This window comes from Ruegeria sp. H6, assembly GCF_056532975.1.
Genome location: NZ_JBQFOA010000001.1, coordinates 569,848 through 585,895, shown reverse-complemented (window position 1 = coordinate 585,895; position 16,048 = coordinate 569,848). Strand labels below are relative to the sequence as shown.

Sequence of the window (16,048 nt, the reverse complement as noted above, 5' to 3'; positions counted from 1 at the left end):
AGTCTTGGCCCCGGTCACCTCTTGGCCGCGCCAGGGGCGGAGCCCACGATCTCCTGATCATCCCAAGCCTCGAACGCGACGGACAAGTGCCAGGCCTTGAACCCGATATAGCCCGCCAGCAACGCCAGGATCAGAAGATACATCGCCCTGCGAAAGCCCGGATTTTCTTCAACTTGGGACATCGTCCGCGTTCCATAACAAATACAGGGTCAGCATCCGGATCTGCTCATCCGTGAGCCGCCCCTCCCATGCAGGCATGACACCCTGACGGCCATAATAGATGCTGTGAAAAATATCCTCGCGGTCACCACCATAAATCCAGGCCTGATCCCCCAGATCGGGTGCGCCGATCTCGTACCCTCCGCGCCCATCATCGCCATGGCATGAGGCGCAGTTTTCCTCGAAGACCGCAGCACCCGGCCCGGCAAGGGCCGCATCGTGATCCTGCCCGGACAAGGACAGAACAAACTCTGTCACCTCGGCCACCTGAGTTTCCTCAAGAAGACCATCAGCGCCAAAGGCCAGCATCTGCGCGATACGCGTATCGTCGTGCTGCGCATTGATCCCATAACGAATGGTGGCTTCGATCTCTTCCGGGGTTCCAGACCACAACCAATGGCCGTCTACGAAGTTGGGAAACCCTGTCTGACCTTTCAGATCATTGCGGTGACACGCGGCACAATTGTCTGCGTAGAGTTTGGAAATCGATCCGCTATAGCGCGCCTCCAGCAAGGGATCTGCCGCGAGGTCTTCGATGTTTTCTGATGCAAATGGGGCAAAGGCCGCATCGCGCGCTTGATCGGCCTGTTGAAGCTCTTTGCCAACCTCGGAGCGCGAGGAATAACCCAACAGCCCTTTTGCATACCCACGGGCGCCCGGAAAGGATGGGTAGAACACCCAATACAAAACAGCAACGATGATGCTGATCCACAATGCCCACCGTGCCGCCCGGGGAACCGGCGTATCCAGTTCCTTGATTCCATCCCATTCATGACCCGTGAGATCGGTGCCCGAAATCGGATCTTTTTCTCTTAGCGCCATGGTTGATCCTCCTGCTCGTCGAGCGGGGATTGTGCAGCCGCATCATAGACTTTGCGGCGTGAGGGCCAGTAGGTCCAGACGGCGGCGGCCAGGAAAACCACCAGCAGATAGACCGCACCCCAGGTCTTGGAGAACACCAGGATCGCGTCATGTGTCATCGGTTGACCTCCTCAAGGTTCAGCGACTCCAGATCGGCCAGAGTGCCCAACACCTGAAGGTAGGCGACCAGCGCGTCCATCTCGGTCAGCCTGTCCGGTTGGCCGTCAAAATCGCGGACCTGTACGTTTTCCCCATAGCTTTCTTGCAGCTCACCCTCGAAATACTGTTCGGCATCCGCCTGTCGGCCAGCATCCGCGGCGGCGTCTTTGATCTGCGCATCCGTATAGGGCACCCCGGCGCGGCTGAGTGCCCGGAGCGCTGCGGGCAAAGGCCCGGTGTCCAACCGGGTGTCGGACAGGAACGCATAGCCGGGCATGATCGAACCTTCGACCAGTTCTCTGGGGGCCTCCAGATGGGCCACATGCCACGCGTCGGAATACTTGCCGCCCACGCGCGCCAGATCCGGCCCGGTGCGTTTCGACCCCCATTGAAACGGGTGGTCATACATCGATTCAGCCGCCAGCGAATAATGCCCATAGCGTTCGATATCCGACCGCAGAGTGCGGATCATCTGGCTATGACAGGCATAGCAGCCCTCCCGCACATAAATGTCGCGCCCGGCCAGTTCCAGCGGCGTATAGGGGCGCATCCCCTCAACCTCTTCCACCGTGTTTTCGATGGTAAAGAGCGGCGCGATTTCGACGATCCCGCCGATTGACGCCACCAGCAGGATGGCCATGGCAAACCCCAGCGAGTGGCGTTCCAGCTTTTGGTGTAGTGTACTCATCACAGGTTACTCCGCCGGTTGGACCAGAGGTCCGGTTTGCCGGGTCTCAGACCGGCGCGGCCCGCTGACTGTCATGTATATATTGTAGGCCCCGATACAGGCGCCGATCAGATACAGCAGCCCGCCCACCGCGCGCGCGACGTAATAGGGGTGCATCGCCTCGACACTATCCAGAAAGGAATAGAGGAACGCGCCATCCGCATCATAGGTCTGCCACATCAGCGATTGGGTGATGCCGCTGTTCCACATCGCGCCGACATAGATCAGCGTGCCCGACAGCGCGAGCCAGAAATGCCAGGCCTCAAGCCGCAGGGAGTAGACGCCCTCGCGCTTCCAGATCCATGGCACCAGCTTGTACATCGCACCAAAGGTGATGAAGGCCACCCACCCCAGCGCGCCTGCATGTACATGCCCCACCGTCCAGTCGGTATAATGGCTGAGAGAATTGACCGGGCGGATCGCCATGAACGAGCCTTCGAAGGTGGACAGCCCATAAAACAGGATGGCCACCATCATGAAGCGCACCGCCGGGTCGGTGCGCACCTTGTCCCATGCGCCGTTGATGGTGAGGATACCGTTGAAGACCGAGGCCCAGCTGGGCACCAGCAGGATGATCGACATGGTCATGCCCAGATACTGCACCCAATCGGGCAGCGCGGTGTAATGCAGGTGGTGCGATCCGGCCCACAGATACAGGAAGGTGATGCCCCAGAACCCGACAATCGACATCCGGTAGGAATAGATCGGCCGGTTCACCGCCTTGGGCAGAAAATAGTAGAGCATCCCCAGAAATCCGGCGGTCAGCAGGAACCCGACCGCGTTATGCCCGTACCACCACTGCGTCATCGCATCCTGCGTACCGGAAAACAGCGAATAGCTTTTGGGATAGGCGATCGAGACCGGCACCGACAGGTTGTTCACCGTATGCAGCATCGCGATCACCACGATGAAGGCCAGGTAATACCAGTTGGCCACATAGATATGCGGCTCTGCCCGTCGCGAGAGGGTTTTGAGGTACAGGCCCAGATAGCCAACCCAGACGATCAGCAAGACCAGATCCATATACCATTCCGGCTCGGCATATTCCTTGGATTGGGTGATGCCCAGCGGATAGCCCGTGGCAGCCAGAACCATGAACAGGTTATAGCCCCAGAACACCAGCCATGGCAGCGTTTCGCTGGCGAGCCGCGCGCGCGAGGTCCGCTGCACCACATAGAAGGACGTGGCAATCAGGGCGTTGCCGCCGAACCCGAAGATCACGGCAGAGGTGTGCACAGGCCGCAAACGGCCGAAATTCGACCAGAACATATCGCCGTTCACCGCTGGGTACGCCAGTTGCCAGGCAAGGATGTCTCCGACGGTGAAGCCGATCAGAGCCCAAATCAGCGCTGCAATCACACCGAACCGAATGACCTTGTCATTATATTCCAGCGGGATGTCTTCCGCGGCCTCGCTCAGCCGGTTGATCATCCACATCAACCCCCAGCCGGCGGCAATCGCGATCAGCCAGCCATGCAGCACATAGGCAATCGGAACGCCCCAGCCAAGGATGGCCACACCACCGACAAAGACCAATGCGAGGGCGCATAGGATGGCGGTATCCTCAAAAAAGCTCTCACGCTTCATATCACCCCTCCTGCCGGTGGAAACGCACTTCAAACGCAACGTCGCCAACCGGGTTCACCGAATGGGTTTCCTGCGGTGCGAACACAGCGGTCTCCCCTGCCCCCAAAACCAGATCTTCCTTGTCAGCCCGGCGCAGCACCAACTGGCCCTGCTGCACGGCGAGCTGACCCCAAACACCCGCTTTGGTGCTGTGATCCGCGCGCAGCTTTTCCGGCAGCGTTTCATGCGTGAATTGCGAGGTCGCATAGTGTACCACGCCTTTTGGAAGCGTTTCGGTCATTTATGCATCTCCATGAAACAGCTCGTCATAGGCGTGCCAGGTTGCGTATCCAAGCAACGGGAACACCACAATCAGCCCCAAAAGCCCGGTCAGAACTCCAAACAGTGTCAGAAGGGCGACGATCGCTCCCCAGCAGAGGCAGAGTTGAAAGTTGTGAGTAGTGGCGTTGAAGCTGAGCCCCATTGCAGAGAAACCGTCGATCTTGCGGTCAATCAGCATTGGCAACGAAAAGGCCGAAACGGCAAAGCCAAGAGCGGCGAACAACCCCCCGATCAAAGAGCCCGAGATCAGCAAAGCCCAGCCCGATGGCGTGCTCACCATCACAAGCATCGTATCTGCAAAACCTGAGAAGGGGCGCAGACCATAGACGATTGCAAACATCACCGTGGCCGCGCGGATCCATGTCAGCGCAAAGACCATCAAAATTGCACCCACAAGCGCGATCTGGCCTGTAGCCGCTTTCCGTCCGGCTTTGCCGCTGGCAACCGAGTAGAGCCCGACAGTTGCCAAAGGCCCGATCAAGACGCCACCCGCCAACATGGGCAGCAGAACCCAGCCAAGATCATTGAGCATTAGCGCGGCGATGCAAACCCAACCCACCAAAACAAGCGCACCGCCATAAAAGAGCGAGAAACCCGGATTGCGTCTCAGGTCACCCCACCCCGCCGCAAGCCATCGACTGACGACCCTGAGGGGCGGTTCAGAAATAACCTGCGCTTTGCCGTAGACAGCCCCCGTCATGACAGCACCGGTGGCGCGTCAGCCTCTCGGCGGAAGTTTTCGATCCCGAATGACAAACCCTTGCCTATTCTGTTGGCCAGATGGGAAAAAGCCTCGGCGGTTTGGGGGTTGAGAACTTGTTTTGCGGTGTCCTCAAACAGCTCAAGCCATATCGGGAAATGCTCTACCAGGATGTTTGAATTTGCCAGGTGCACCTGCATGGGGTTTCCAAAATACCCGTTGTCGCGAAGGATCGCGCCACGCCAGAAAGAAGTGATCTTTTCCTCGTGCTCCGGCCAGTCTTGGATCGCGTCATTGAACACGGGCCCCAACACGGGGTGAAGCCTGACCCGCGCGTAAAACCGGGCGACCAGCGTTGCGATTTCGCGGGCCGTGATTTCAAACATCTGGGGCTTGGCTGATTGGGTTTGTGTCATAGGAATCGCCATTTTCGGGTGTCCGCTATCTGCGTCATTAAATAGGTATTGTCAATACCTATTTAATGATTGGATAGTGACCAGCTTCTGCAAAGCTCGAAGACCCGATGCTCAACCGGATCTTCTGGCAAAGGATTCTGCATAGGCCGCGCTGCGAAGAGGAAACACTTGATCCTGCGGGGCGACGACCCCGTCCGGCATATGCGCCGGGTCAAACACCTTGTTTACAATGCCTGCCCGTTCGTCCGGCAGCTCGATCTGTACTGTACCAAGCTCAACCTCAGTATGTGCCCCGTCCCAGGGAACGGTCGGGTCCGCGACGTTGTCGGCCTCGTTTGCCAAAACCAGATACATTGTCCAACGTGCGGGCTTGTCACCGAGCTTGCCCAGAAACCGGTCGAACAAAAACGAATCCGGCAGTTCGGCCATCTCTTGGTCGGTCAGTCCGACGCGGCCCGCTTCGGGCTTCAGCATAACGCGCGCTTCGACCAAGCTATCGTTGATGCGGACACGATATGCATGACCTGAATGATATTCTTCGTTTGAATAGCAGCGGCACGGAGAAACTGATTTGAGATAGGCCTGATGTGGGATCGTGTTTGGATTTGCCTCATTGAAGGTTTGAACACGATTTGGGTCGGGCGCACCTGTTGATGGGTCCGGCACGCGCGCCGCCAGAAAGGCGTGAAACTGATCTGCGGAATTTGCAAAAAAGACCGGGTTCGAGATCAATGCCATGATCCAGTTGGAACCATCCTGGCCGATCTCCAGCCCGATGCCGCGCACGGTCGGGCTTTTGTCGCTGATCCCCGGCTTTCCGCCACCCACAGAAAACCGCGCAAGGACAGGTTGTTCCTGCGCCAATAGCGGGACCTGAACCCCAGATTGTTGCGACGACGGGATGAACCGCCCCCTGGCCGTAAACCCTTTTGCGTGGGACGCGCGATACCCTGCGTGACGTCCGAACGTACCGTTCAAAGCGTCAATCAGTTTTGCCGACTGTGTCATTTACTGTCTCCTTCTCACGTTGATGGCTGGATTGTGACCCCGCCCGGGCGTGGTTTTTTGCTGCGCCTGGGTACATCAAGGTCCTATTTCAGGTTCGGTTGTTATTTGCCTAATAATTAGCTTCCTTATTATTTGCAAGTAAATCTTTTAATGCAATGGGCCGGCGCCACTGTCGGATTCGCCTCAGGCAGCAACGGGTTTGGACTTCCTGAAGATGCAAGCGGGCACTCAAGCCATGCTGACAGAAGCCCACACAATCATTGAAACAGGCCGCGTGATCGGCGAACTTGTGATCGCAAATTAAGCAGAAAGATCAAACATCCATGACAGACGCCCGGAAACTCGATGGAGAGTATGACTATGTCATTGTCGGTGCAGGCACAGCGGGCTGCGTTCTGGCCAATCGCCTGACCGAGGACCCCAAGACCCGCGTGCTGCTGCTGGAGGCGGGCGGTTCGGACAACTACCATTGGGTGCACATACCGGTGGGTTATCTCTATTGCATCGGCAATCCGCGCACCGACTGGATGATGAAAACCGCGCCCGAGCCGGGGCTGAACGGGCGCTCTCTGGTCTATCCGCGCGGGAAGGTTCTGGGGGGATGCACCTCGGTCAACGGCATGATCTATATGCGCGGACAGGCGGCGGACTATGATCATTGGCGACAATTGGGCAATACAGGTTGGGGCTGGGATGATGTGCTGCCCTATTTCCTGAAATCCGAAGATCACCATGCCGGTGACAGCCCCATGCATGGCAGCGGGGGCGAGTGGAAGGTTTCAAAGCAGCGTCTGGAATGGGACATCCTGAAGGCCGTACAGGAAGGCGCGAAAGAATTCGGCATCCTGCCACGCGCCGATTTCAACGATGGCAGCAACGAAGGCACCGGGTTTTTTGAGGTCAACCAGCGAAAGGGCGTGCGCTGGAACACGGCCAAAGGCTTTCTGCGCCCGGCAATGAAGCGACCGAATCTGCGGGTGCTGACCCATGCGGAAACCCAGACGCTGCTGTTTGAGGGAAAGCAGGTGACGGGGGTGCGGTATCTGCACAAAGGTGTGCAATACGACGCATTTGCCGGGGCCGAAGTTCTGCTGGCAGCAGGCGCGATCAACTCGCCCAAGATATTGGAACTGTCCGGCGTCGGTCGGGGCGACGTGCTGGCGCAGCATGGCATCGCGCTGCACCATGAAAGCCCGGGCGTTGGAGAAAACCTGCAGGATCATCTGCAAATCCGTACGGTCTTCAAGGTTCAGAACGCGAAAACTCTGAACACGATGGCAAACTCATTCCTTGGCAAGGCGAGGATCGCACTACAATACGGTCTAACGCAATCGGGTCCGATGTCGATGGCCCCAAGTCAGTTCGGCATGTTCACCAAATCAAACCCCGATCTGGCCACACCGGACCTGGAATACCACGTGCAGCCCCTGTCGACCGACAAGTTGGGCGACCCGCTGCATCCCTTCCCCGCGATCACGGTCTCGGTCTGCAATCTGCGCCCTGAAAGTGTCGGCACCTGTCACATTCAGGGAACGGATACCCGCGCTCAGCCCGATATTCGCCTGAATTACCTTTCGACGGCGAATGACAAACAGGTCGCGGCGAAATCGGTGCGGCAGGCGCGGATGATCATGACGGCGAACGCGCTGAAACCGTATCAGCCCGAAGAAATCCTGCCCGGTCCGGCAATGGAGTCCGAAGACGACCTTGTGAAGGGCGTGGGTGACATCGCCACTACGATCTTCCACCCCGTCGGCACCTGCAAGATGGGCTCGGATCCTTCTGCCGTTGTGGGCACGGACCTTCGGGTACATGGGCTTGACGGGTTACGAGTGATTGACGCGTCGATCATGCCCAGGATTGTTTCGGGGAACACCGCCTCACCCGTCGTGATGATCGCCGAAAAAGCGGCCGATATGATCCGCAAAGGGGCCTGAGACAAGTCCGCGCTTGTCATCATCGCGTGTATCTTGTCGGGGTCAGAGTTTTCGGATCCCGTGCACCGTCATGGTACAGACCAGATCGGCATAGTCTTCTCGCGCCTGGGTCCCGGCTCCTGTGTTCCACATATAGTACCAGTTCAGCATGCCAAAGACCGACATCGTGGCCCCGCGCAGCTTGTCTTTGTGATCGCCCAAAGTGTCCGGGGAAAGCTCTTTCAGGATGTCGCGGACAAAACCAACCATGTCGAGTTGATACGCGCGCAGCTTTTGTTTCTGGCCCTTCGTCAGCGCGTTCATACCGCTGATCTGAACCCGGTGTTCGTCATCAGCGCCCTGATAGGCAAACAGGATTTCGCGCACGGTTTTTCGCAACTTTTCTTCGGCACTCAATCCGCTCAAGTCGACCCCACAGATCCGGTCGCGCAATTCGCGCAAATAGGTTTCAAGAATGTCATACAGAATGGCATCCTTGCTGTCATAGTAGTGATAGATATTGGCTTTCGAAATCCCGCACTCTTTGGCCAACACAGTCATCGATGCACGGTCAAAGCCTTGATCAGCAAACACTTTTGCAGCTTTTTTCAGGATCTGTTCGCGCTTTTGATCGTGATCTTTGGCGATTGTCCGGGCCACGGGTTATTCCTTATCCCGATTGTCGATGACACGCTTCGCCTTACCCTGAGAACGTTCGACGTCGCCGGGGTCACCTACAACAATTTCCGTTGAAACACCAACGACGTCCTTAATGCGCTTGGTCAGCATCCGGGCCGCAGCCGTGCGGGACATCTCATCTGTTGCGCTGTCCGAGGCTTCGACGAACACCCGCATGGCATCCATCCGACCGGACTTGTACAGCTCGATCTGATAGTAAGGCGCCAGCCCCCCGGTCGCGAGAACCTGTTCCTCGATCTGGCTGGGGAAAACGTTGACGCCGCGCAGGATCATCATGTCATCACTGCGGCCGGTGATCTTGGCCATACGACGCATGGAACGCGCGGTTCCGGGCAGCAAACATGTCAGATCGCGCGTGCGATAGCGGACCATCGGCAGCCCTTCCTTGGTCAGGGTGGTAAACACCAGCTCACCTGTCTCGCCGTCCGGCAGAACCTCACCTGTTGCGGGGTCAATGATCTCGGGCAGGAAGTGGTCCTCCCAGATCACAGGGCCATCTTTGGTTTCCACGCATTCGCTTGCAACGCCCGGACCCATGATTTCGGACAGCCCGTAGATATCGACCGCATGCATGTCGAAGGCGGCTTCGACCTCGGCGCGCATCGCATCCGTCCAGGGTTCTGCGCCAAAGATTCCAACCTTCAGCGAGCTTTTGCGCGGATCGAGCCCTGATCTGTTAAACTGCTCAAGGATATTGAGCATATAGGACGGGGTCACCATGATCCCATCGGGCTGGAAATCGGTTATCAGGCCGACCTGCTTTTCGGTTTGCCCACCGCCCATTGGCACGACGGTCGCGCCCAACCGTTCGATCCCGTAATGGGCGCCAAGCCCGCCGGTAAACAGACCGTACCCATAAGCATTGTGGACCAGATCGCCCTTGCGCAGGCCCGCCGCCCGCAGCGACCGTGCACCCAGATCCGCCCAATTGTCGATGTCACCCTTGGTATAGCCCACAACGGTCGGTTTTCCGGTTGTGCCCGATGAGGCATGCAGCCGGATCAACTCGCTCCGGGGCACCGCAAAAAGGCCAAACGGATAGTTGTCGCGCAGATCGTTTTTGTACGTGAACGGAAACTTCGAAAGGTCCGAAAGCTGTTGCAGGTCATCCGGGTGGACACCAGTCTCATCAAACCGCTGTTTGTACATCGCCACATTGTCATAGGCGTGCCGAAGCGACCATTTCAGGCGTTCCAATTGCGTCGCCCGGATTTCGTCGACCGAGGCGATCTCGATCGGGTCCAGATCCGCTTTGTTCGGGGACATATCATCCATTGCGCTGCTCCTTTGGCCTAGCTATATTCGTCGAAATTCTGGCCGCCGATGGCCCGCGACATACCACGGAATTCGGCGATGACGACGTCATCCTGATTGCTGACCCGCACGTCATAGACGCCGCTGCGCCCTGCAACGGTGGTTTCTGTGGCTGTGGCGGTCAGACGGTCGCCCTGTTTTGCGGGCGCGAGATAGCTCATCATCGTGTGCTGACCCACGGCTGCCTGATTGCGGCTGTTGCAGGCAAAGGCAAAGGCGCTGTCCGCCAGCGCATGGGTTACGCCGCCATGGCAGATGCCATGCCCGTTGCAGTGATGCGCGGCCACAGTCAGGCCCAGTTCTGCGCGGCCTTCATCGACCTCCAGCAACTCCATGCCGAACCACTTGCTGGCCGCGTCATTGGCCCACATGGCAGCGGCGGATCTAGCGGCGCGTTCCTTGGGCGTCATCATCACTTACCCTTGAAATCGGGCGCGCGCTTTTCAAGAAAACTGGACACACCTTCAGCATAATCAGCGCTTTCGCCACAGATTTTCATCGCATCAGCCTCGATTTCAAGGTGATCCGACAAGGTGGTTGTCGCGGCGGCCTGGATACATTCCTTGGTCTTGCCCAGACCAAGCGTTGGCCCATCCGCAAGTCGTCCTGCCAAAGACCGGGCTTCCGCCATCAACTCATCATCTGGCAAGGCTTTCCAGATCAAACCCCAGTCTTCAGCCTGCTTCGCCGGTAAAGGCAGGCCGGTAAACGCCAGGCCTTTGGCTCTGGCCTCGCCGACAAGGTGAGGCAAATGCCAGCTGCCGCCCGTGTCGGGGATCAGTCCGACCTTTGCAAAACTCTGGATGAATTTAGCACTTTCGCCAGCCAGAACCATGTCACAGGCCAGTGCCAGATTGGCCCCCGCGCCCGCGGCCACACCATTCACCGCGCAAATGACAGGGAAATTGAGCGACCTAATCAGGCGCACCAAAGGCGCATAATAGGTCCGCACGGTTTTGCTGAGGTCAGGGGGGCCGTCCATTTTCGTTGGATCACGGTCGCCCAGATCCTGACCGGCACAGAAACCACGCCCGGAGCCCGTCAACAGAACGGCCCTCGCGCCACCGTCCCGCGCGGCGTGCAGGGCCTGCCGAAGGGCCACATGCATCTCATCATTGAACGCGTTCAGCTTGTCTGGGCGGTTCAGAGTGATTTCTACCCAGTTCCCGTGATCTTCTACAAGAATCGTGTCGCTCATAACCGCCCTGCTTGATGTCGTTTCAACTTTAGCATTGCATTAACCGAACGGTTGGTCAATAATTTTAGAACGGTTTGATAGGACGCAATTCAAGAGAACGCCATGTTGCGCAACATGTCACAAATGAACGCTGAGTTGAAAGGCGCAGGCGGCAATGTTCTGCCCGGAAACAGGCATGGCGCCGAGGTCCGGGAAGTTCGCATGGCGACGATCTTACCCGCGTTGTGGCGGACCAAGGGTCACTGATGTTTTCACTGACAGCCCTTCCCGACGGATTTCACAAAGACCCCTATCCGACCTATGCGACACTGCGTGAGGATACGCCTGTCTGTGTCCAACCCGACGGCTCTGTCATCCTGTCGCGCTACGAGGATCTGGATCTGGTCTATCGCGACACGACGCGGTTCATCTCGGACAAAAAGGCGGTCTTTGGCCCCAAATACGGGGTGGACAGCCCGCTCTATGAACACCACACCACCAGCCTGGTGTTCAACGACCCGCCGCTGCACACACGGGTTCGCAAGGTCATGGTCGGCGCAATGAACCCGCGCGCCCTGGCCCAGATGGAGCCGGGCCTGATCACACTTGTCGACGGTCTGCTGGATGACATGCAGTCCAAAGGCGCGGTCGAGTTGATCGAGGATTTCGCCGGAGCGATCCCGGTTGAGGTGATCGGCAATCTTTTGGGCATCCCCCGGGCCGAGCGTGGACCCTTGCGGGATTGGTCGCTGGCCATTCTTGGCGCGTTGGAACCACAATTGACACCAGAGCAAGAAGCCTGGGGCAACCGCGCGGTTTTGGATTTCAAGGCGTTCCTGCGATACATCGTCGAGGATCGCAGAACCAATCCGGGAAACCCGGATACGGACGTTCTGACCCGGTTGATGCAGGATGACACGGAGGGCGGCCTGACCGAAATCGAGCTCTACCAGAATTGCATATTCATCCTGAATGCCGGTCACGAGACCACGACCAACTTGATCGGCAATGCTCTGGACCTACTGGATCGGCATCGTGACAAAAGGGCCGAGCTTTTGGCAAACCCCGATCTGATCGCAACGGCCGTGGATGAGTTTCTGCGCCTGGAAAGCCCAAACCAGTTTGGCAATCGCCTGACGACCGAAGAGGTGTCGTTTCACGGACACTTCATTGCCCGGGGTACGGACATTCACCTGTGTATCGGCGCTGCCAACCGCGACCCAAGGCAGTTTGATCAACCCGACGACATGCTGCTGGACCGTCGCCCGAACAAACACCACGCCTTTGCCGGTGGCCCGCATACCTGCGTGGGCCTTTCGCTGGCGCGCATGGAGGGTCGGATTGCCGTCAGCCGGTTCCTGAACCGCTTTCCCGACTATCAAATTGCAGAAGGCGCAAAGCGAGGTGGACGCATCCGCTTTCGCGGCTTCGCCCGACTTCCCGCGCAGGTTTGACGTGGCCCGAGAGGGGCCTAGGCATCCATTGGTCGATGAAACCGCGCATAACATGTTGAAAGCCATTGCGAGAATGAGGAGAAACCCGTGACGATCCAACAGATTTCAAGCTTTGCGGCCGGTGAATGGATTGCGCCGGGCAAAGGCGCACGCAACATCGCCAGCGCCGTGACCGGAGAGGTGATCGCAACCGCCGGGAACACCGGGTTGGACGTACAGGCCATGCTGGATCATGCGCGCGATGTGGGCGGACCGGCATTGCGTGAGATGACGTTCCACGAAAGGGCCAAGATGCTTAAAGCTCTGTCTGTCCATTTGGGTCAGCACAAGCAGGCTTTGTATGATTTGTCCTTCAATACCGGCGCGACGCAATCGGATCACCAAATCGATATCGATGGCGGTATCGGAACGATGTTCGTCTTTGCGTCGAAGGGTCGGCGCGAAATGCCGGACGGTCACGTGTATCTGGATGGCGATGTCGAGCAATTGTCACGCAACGGCACGTTCCTCGGGCAGCATATCTGCACGCCGCTGCGGGGCGTGGCGGTGCATATCAACGCGTTCAACTTTCCGGTCTGGGGCATGCTGGAAAAGCTGGCCCCGACCTTGCTGGCCGGTGTACCGGCCATCGTCAAACCGGCCACAAACTCGTGCTATGTAACCGAGCTTTGCGTGCGGCTGATGCTCGAATCCGGCCTGCTGCCTGCCGGTGCGCTGCAACTCGTTTCCGGCGGTCTGGGCGATATGCTCGACCGTCTGGGCCTGCAGGATGTGGTCAGCTTCACCGGTTCGGCAGACACGGCGCTAAAGCTGCGCTCCAACCCGACCCTTCTGGAAAACGCGGTTCGTTTCGTGGCGGAACAGGACAGTCTGAATTGTTCGGTACTCGGCCTTGATGCCGTGCCAGGCACGCCGGAATTCGACCTGTTCGTCAAGGAAGTGCAGCGCGAGATGACCACAAAAGCAGGTCAGAAGTGCACTGCAATCCGCCGGATCATCGCGCCGGAACCCCAGGTAGAGGCAGTGATCGAGGCATTGACCGCCCGGTTGTCCAAAACCATCATCGGCGACCCCAAGCTGGAAACCACGCGCATGGGCGCCCTGATTTCCAATGGTCAGAAACAGGACGTTCTGGAAAAGGCCGCGATCATCAGCCAGGAAGCTGAGCGTGTTTTTGGCGACCCGACCGACTTTGCCGTGGATGGCGCGGACGCTGAAAAGGGCGCATTCCTGCCACCAATGCTGTTTCATTGCGCCAACCCGGATGCAGCCCACCGCGTTCATGACACCGAGGCTTTTGGACCGGTCAGCACGATCATGGGGTATCGCGATACGGACCATGCGATTGAACTGGCCAACAAAGGTCAGGGTTCTTTGGTCGCTTCGGTCATTACCCATGACGCCGACGTGGCACGCAAATTAGCCATGGGCGCAGGGGCCTATCACGGGCGGCTTTACTTCAACAACCGCGACTCGATGAAAGGGTCCACCGGTCACGGCTCACCCTTGCCACATCTGGTTCACGGCGGGCCGGGCCGTGCCGGTGGTGGTGAAGAGATGGGCGGCGTGCGTGGTGTCAAACATTATATGCAACGCACGGCCATTCAGGGCTCACCCGACATTCTGACGGCTATAGGTTCGAAATGGGTGCCCGGCGCGACTGAGGTCGAAGGTCCGGCACATCCATTTGCCCGCCGTTTCAGCGAACTTGAGATCGGCGAAACGCTTCACACCGCCCCCCGGGTTGTGACGCTGGAAGATGTTGAACACTTTGCCGAATTTACCGGCGATACGTTCTATGCCCATATGGATCAGGAAGCTGCTGAACGGAACCCGTTCTTCCCTGGGCGGGTCGCACATGGATATTTGCTGCTGTCTTTTGCCGCCGGGTTATTCGTCGAACCCAATGAGGGGCCGGTTCTGGCCAATACCGGACTGGATGGCCTGCGCTTTATGAAACCGGTTGTGCCGGGTGATACCATCAAAGTGCGATTGACCGTCAAAGCGAAAACCAAACGCAATGACGAATATGGCGAGGTGCACTGGCACGTAACCCTTACCCAACAGGATGACGAACCGGTCGCGGAATACGAGTTGCTGACCATGGTGGCCTATTAGCAAAAAGCCCATCGAACAGGTATGTCACCAGCTTTTGATATGTTACGCCATATGAGAAAGAGGCAGATTTTGGTAACATTAACCTTGTTTCGAATCGTCACAAACCCTATAAACCGACCAAGCGGTCTATGAATTAACCGGAACGCACAGGAGAATTCACTGATGGATGCATTCATTTGCGACGCAACGCGTACCCCGATCGGTCGGTACGGCGGCGCGTTGTCATCCGTCCGGACAGACGATCTGGCCGCCATCCCGCTGGCCGCGCTGAAAGCGCGCAACCCGCAGGTGGAGTGGGCCAACGTGGATGATGTGATCTTTGGCGACGCCAATCAGGCAGGTGAAAGCAACCGGAACGTTGCGCGGATGGCGGCATTGCTGGCCGGATTGCCAATCGAAGTGCCGGGAACAACGGTGAACCGCCTGTGCGCCAGTGGCATGGACGCCGTCGGTATGGTGTCGCGTGGGATCAAGGCAGGCGACTATGATCTGGCCATTGCAGGCGGTGTCGAAAGCATGTCGCGCGCGCCGTTTGTCATGCCCAAGGCGACCTCGGCCTTTACCCGGGACAACACGATTTACGACACGACCATTGGCTGGCGCTTCGTGAATCCGAAGCTGAAACAGGAATACGGCACCGACTCGATGCCGCAAACCGCAGACAACGTGGCCGAAGACTATGGCATCAGCCGCGCAGATCAGGACGCGTTCGCAGCGCGCAGTCAAGCCCGTTGGGCTGCCGCGCATGAAGCAGGCGTATTTGTCGATGAGATCACACCGGTCTCGGTCCCACAGCGCAAGGGCGAGCCCATTGTTGTTGACACCGACGAGCACCCCCGCCCGGGCACCACGGCCGAGAAACTGTCCGGCCTCAAAGGTGTGAACGGGCCGGACAAGACCGTCACGGCGGGCAACGCATCGGGTGTGAATGACGGGGCGGCGGCCATACTGATGGCAAATGAAGCCGCAGCAGCAACGAACGGCCTGACCCCCATTGCACGCGTTGTGGGCATGTCCGTTGCCGGTGTTGCCCCACGTGTGATGGGCATTGGCCCCGTCCCAGCCAGCCGCAAGGTCCTGGCCCGCGCCGGTCTCAGCATCGAGCAGATGGATGTGATCGAGTTGAATGAGGCCTTTGCCTCTCAGGGGTTGGCGACCCTTCGCGAACTGGGCCTACCCGACGACGCGCCGCATGTGAATTCCAACGGCGGTGCGATTGCGTTGGGCCACCCGCTTGGCATGTCGGGCACACGGCTGGTGATGACCGCGGCCTACCAACTGCGCCGGACGGGTGGACGATACGCACTTTGCACAATGTGCGTCGGCGTCGGGCAAGGTGCAGCACTTATTCTTGAACGTGTGTAAGAGAGGA

General features: G+C 58.3%; 18 protein-coding genes. 5 read left to right on the top strand and 13 right to left on the bottom strand.

The genetic code is table 11. From position 1 onward, the window contains the following. Positions 1 to 14: 14 nt before the first annotated feature. From ACR0AG_RS02755 to ACR0AG_RS02715, 9 genes are all read right to left on the bottom strand, one after another. Positions 15 to 182, bottom strand: a complete 168-nt coding sequence (locus ACR0AG_RS02755) for a hypothetical protein (protein ID WP_480836203.1) — start codon at positions 180 to 182, stop codon at positions 15 to 17. After that, positions 169 to 1,041 carry a cytochrome-c oxidase, cbb3-type subunit III gene (ccoP, locus tag ACR0AG_RS02750; protein ID WP_480836201.1) on the bottom strand — a complete coding sequence of 291 codons (873 nt, stop codon included), beginning with the start codon at positions 1,039 to 1,041 and terminating at the stop codon, positions 169 to 171. The genes ACR0AG_RS02755 and ccoP overlap by 14 nt, the downstream gene beginning before the upstream one ends. Continuing rightward, on the bottom strand, positions 1,032 to 1,199 hold the full coding sequence (locus ACR0AG_RS02745) for a cbb3-type cytochrome c oxidase subunit 3 (RefSeq protein ID WP_480836199.1): 168 nt from the start codon (positions 1,197 to 1,199) through the stop codon (positions 1,032 to 1,034). Before ACR0AG_RS02745 ends, ccoP begins: the two co-directional genes overlap by 10 nt. Continuing rightward, on the bottom strand, positions 1,196 to 1,927 hold the full coding sequence (gene ccoO, locus ACR0AG_RS02740; RefSeq protein ID WP_480836197.1) for a cytochrome-c oxidase, cbb3-type subunit II: 732 nt from the start codon (positions 1,925 to 1,927) through the stop codon (positions 1,196 to 1,198). The genes ACR0AG_RS02745 and ccoO overlap by 4 nt, the downstream gene beginning before the upstream one ends. 6 nt (positions 1,928 to 1,933) lie before the next feature. Beyond that, on the bottom strand, positions 1,934 to 3,553 hold the full coding sequence (gene ccoN / locus ACR0AG_RS02735) for a cytochrome-c oxidase, cbb3-type subunit I (protein WP_480836195.1): 1,620 nt from the start codon (positions 3,551 to 3,553) through the stop codon (positions 1,934 to 1,936). Between the two features lies 1 nt (position 3,554). Further along, positions 3,555 to 3,833, bottom strand: a complete 279-nt coding sequence (locus ACR0AG_RS02730; protein ID WP_480836193.1) for a TehB-like domain-containing protein — start codon at positions 3,831 to 3,833, stop codon at positions 3,555 to 3,557. Beyond that, complete coding sequence (locus tag ACR0AG_RS02725) at positions 3,834 to 4,574, bottom strand: DUF2189 domain-containing protein (RefSeq protein ID WP_480836191.1); 741 nt, start codon at positions 4,572 to 4,574, stop codon at positions 3,834 to 3,836. After that, positions 4,571 to 4,990, bottom strand: coding sequence for a group III truncated hemoglobin (locus tag ACR0AG_RS02720; RefSeq protein ID WP_480836190.1), 420 nt, complete (start codon positions 4,988 to 4,990; stop codon positions 4,571 to 4,573). The genes ACR0AG_RS02725 and ACR0AG_RS02720 overlap by 4 nt, the downstream gene beginning before the upstream one ends. Before the next feature lie 111 nt (positions 4,991 to 5,101). Further along, positions 5,102 to 5,998 (bottom strand): catalase, encoded by an 897-nt coding sequence (locus ACR0AG_RS02715; RefSeq protein WP_480836188.1) that lies wholly within the window; start codon positions 5,996 to 5,998, stop codon positions 5,102 to 5,104. Between the two features lie 323 nt (positions 5,999 to 6,321). Between ACR0AG_RS02715 and ACR0AG_RS02710 the strand changes: the two genes are divergently transcribed. Beyond that, positions 6,322 to 7,935, top strand: a complete 1,614-nt coding sequence (locus tag ACR0AG_RS02710) for a GMC family oxidoreductase (protein WP_480836185.1) — start codon at positions 6,322 to 6,324, stop codon at positions 7,933 to 7,935. A 42-nt stretch (positions 7,936 to 7,977) separates the two neighbouring features. On the opposite strand, the gene ACR0AG_RS02705 is transcribed toward ACR0AG_RS02710, so the two are convergent. Genes ACR0AG_RS02705 through paaG form a run of 4 tightly spaced genes read right to left on the bottom strand, consistent with a single transcriptional unit; the run spans position 7,978 to position 11,125 of the window. After that, positions 7,978 to 8,574 carry a TetR/AcrR family transcriptional regulator gene (locus tag ACR0AG_RS02705; protein ID WP_480836183.1) on the bottom strand — a complete coding sequence of 199 codons (597 nt, stop codon included), beginning with the start codon at positions 8,572 to 8,574 and terminating at the stop codon, positions 7,978 to 7,980. A 3-nt stretch (positions 8,575 to 8,577) separates the two neighbouring features. Then, positions 8,578 to 9,888, bottom strand: a complete 1,311-nt coding sequence (gene paaK, locus ACR0AG_RS02700; RefSeq protein WP_480836181.1) for a phenylacetate--CoA ligase PaaK — start codon at positions 9,886 to 9,888, stop codon at positions 8,578 to 8,580. Positions 9,889 to 9,905: 17 nt separating this feature from the next. Then, on the bottom strand, positions 9,906 to 10,337 hold the full coding sequence (paaI, locus tag ACR0AG_RS02695; protein WP_480836179.1) for a hydroxyphenylacetyl-CoA thioesterase PaaI: 432 nt from the start codon (positions 10,335 to 10,337) through the stop codon (positions 9,906 to 9,908). A 2-nt stretch (positions 10,338 to 10,339) separates the two neighbouring features. Continuing rightward, a complete protein-coding gene (paaG, locus tag ACR0AG_RS02690; RefSeq protein WP_480836178.1) occupies positions 10,340 to 11,125 on the bottom strand; it encodes a 2-(1,2-epoxy-1,2-dihydrophenyl)acetyl-CoA isomerase PaaG in 786 nt (261 codons plus the stop codon). Positions 11,126 to 11,239: 114 nt separating this feature from the next. Here paaG and ACR0AG_RS02685 point away from each other — a divergent pair, with 114 nt between their 5' ends. The 4 genes from ACR0AG_RS02685 (at position 11,240) to pcaF (ending at position 16,041) form a co-directional block, all read left to right on the top strand. Further along, on the top strand, positions 11,240 to 11,371 hold the full coding sequence (locus ACR0AG_RS02685) for a hypothetical protein (RefSeq protein WP_480836176.1): 132 nt from the start codon (positions 11,240 to 11,242) through the stop codon (positions 11,369 to 11,371). Beyond that, positions 11,371 to 12,558 (top strand): cytochrome P450, encoded by a 1,188-nt coding sequence (locus ACR0AG_RS02680; protein WP_480836174.1) that lies wholly within the window; start codon positions 11,371 to 11,373, stop codon positions 12,556 to 12,558. The genes ACR0AG_RS02685 and ACR0AG_RS02680 overlap by 1 nt, the downstream gene beginning before the upstream one ends. A gap of 87 nt (positions 12,559 to 12,645) precedes the next feature. Further along, positions 12,646 to 14,676, top strand: coding sequence for a phenylacetic acid degradation bifunctional protein PaaZ (gene paaZ / locus ACR0AG_RS02675; RefSeq protein ID WP_480836172.1), 2,031 nt, complete (start codon positions 12,646 to 12,648; stop codon positions 14,674 to 14,676). A 162-nt stretch (positions 14,677 to 14,838) separates the two neighbouring features. Next, entirely contained in the window at positions 14,839 to 16,041 is a 1,203-nt protein-coding gene (pcaF, locus tag ACR0AG_RS02670) for a 3-oxoadipyl-CoA thiolase (RefSeq protein WP_480836170.1), read from the top strand. The last annotated feature ends 7 nt before the right edge of the window (positions 16,042 to 16,048 follow it).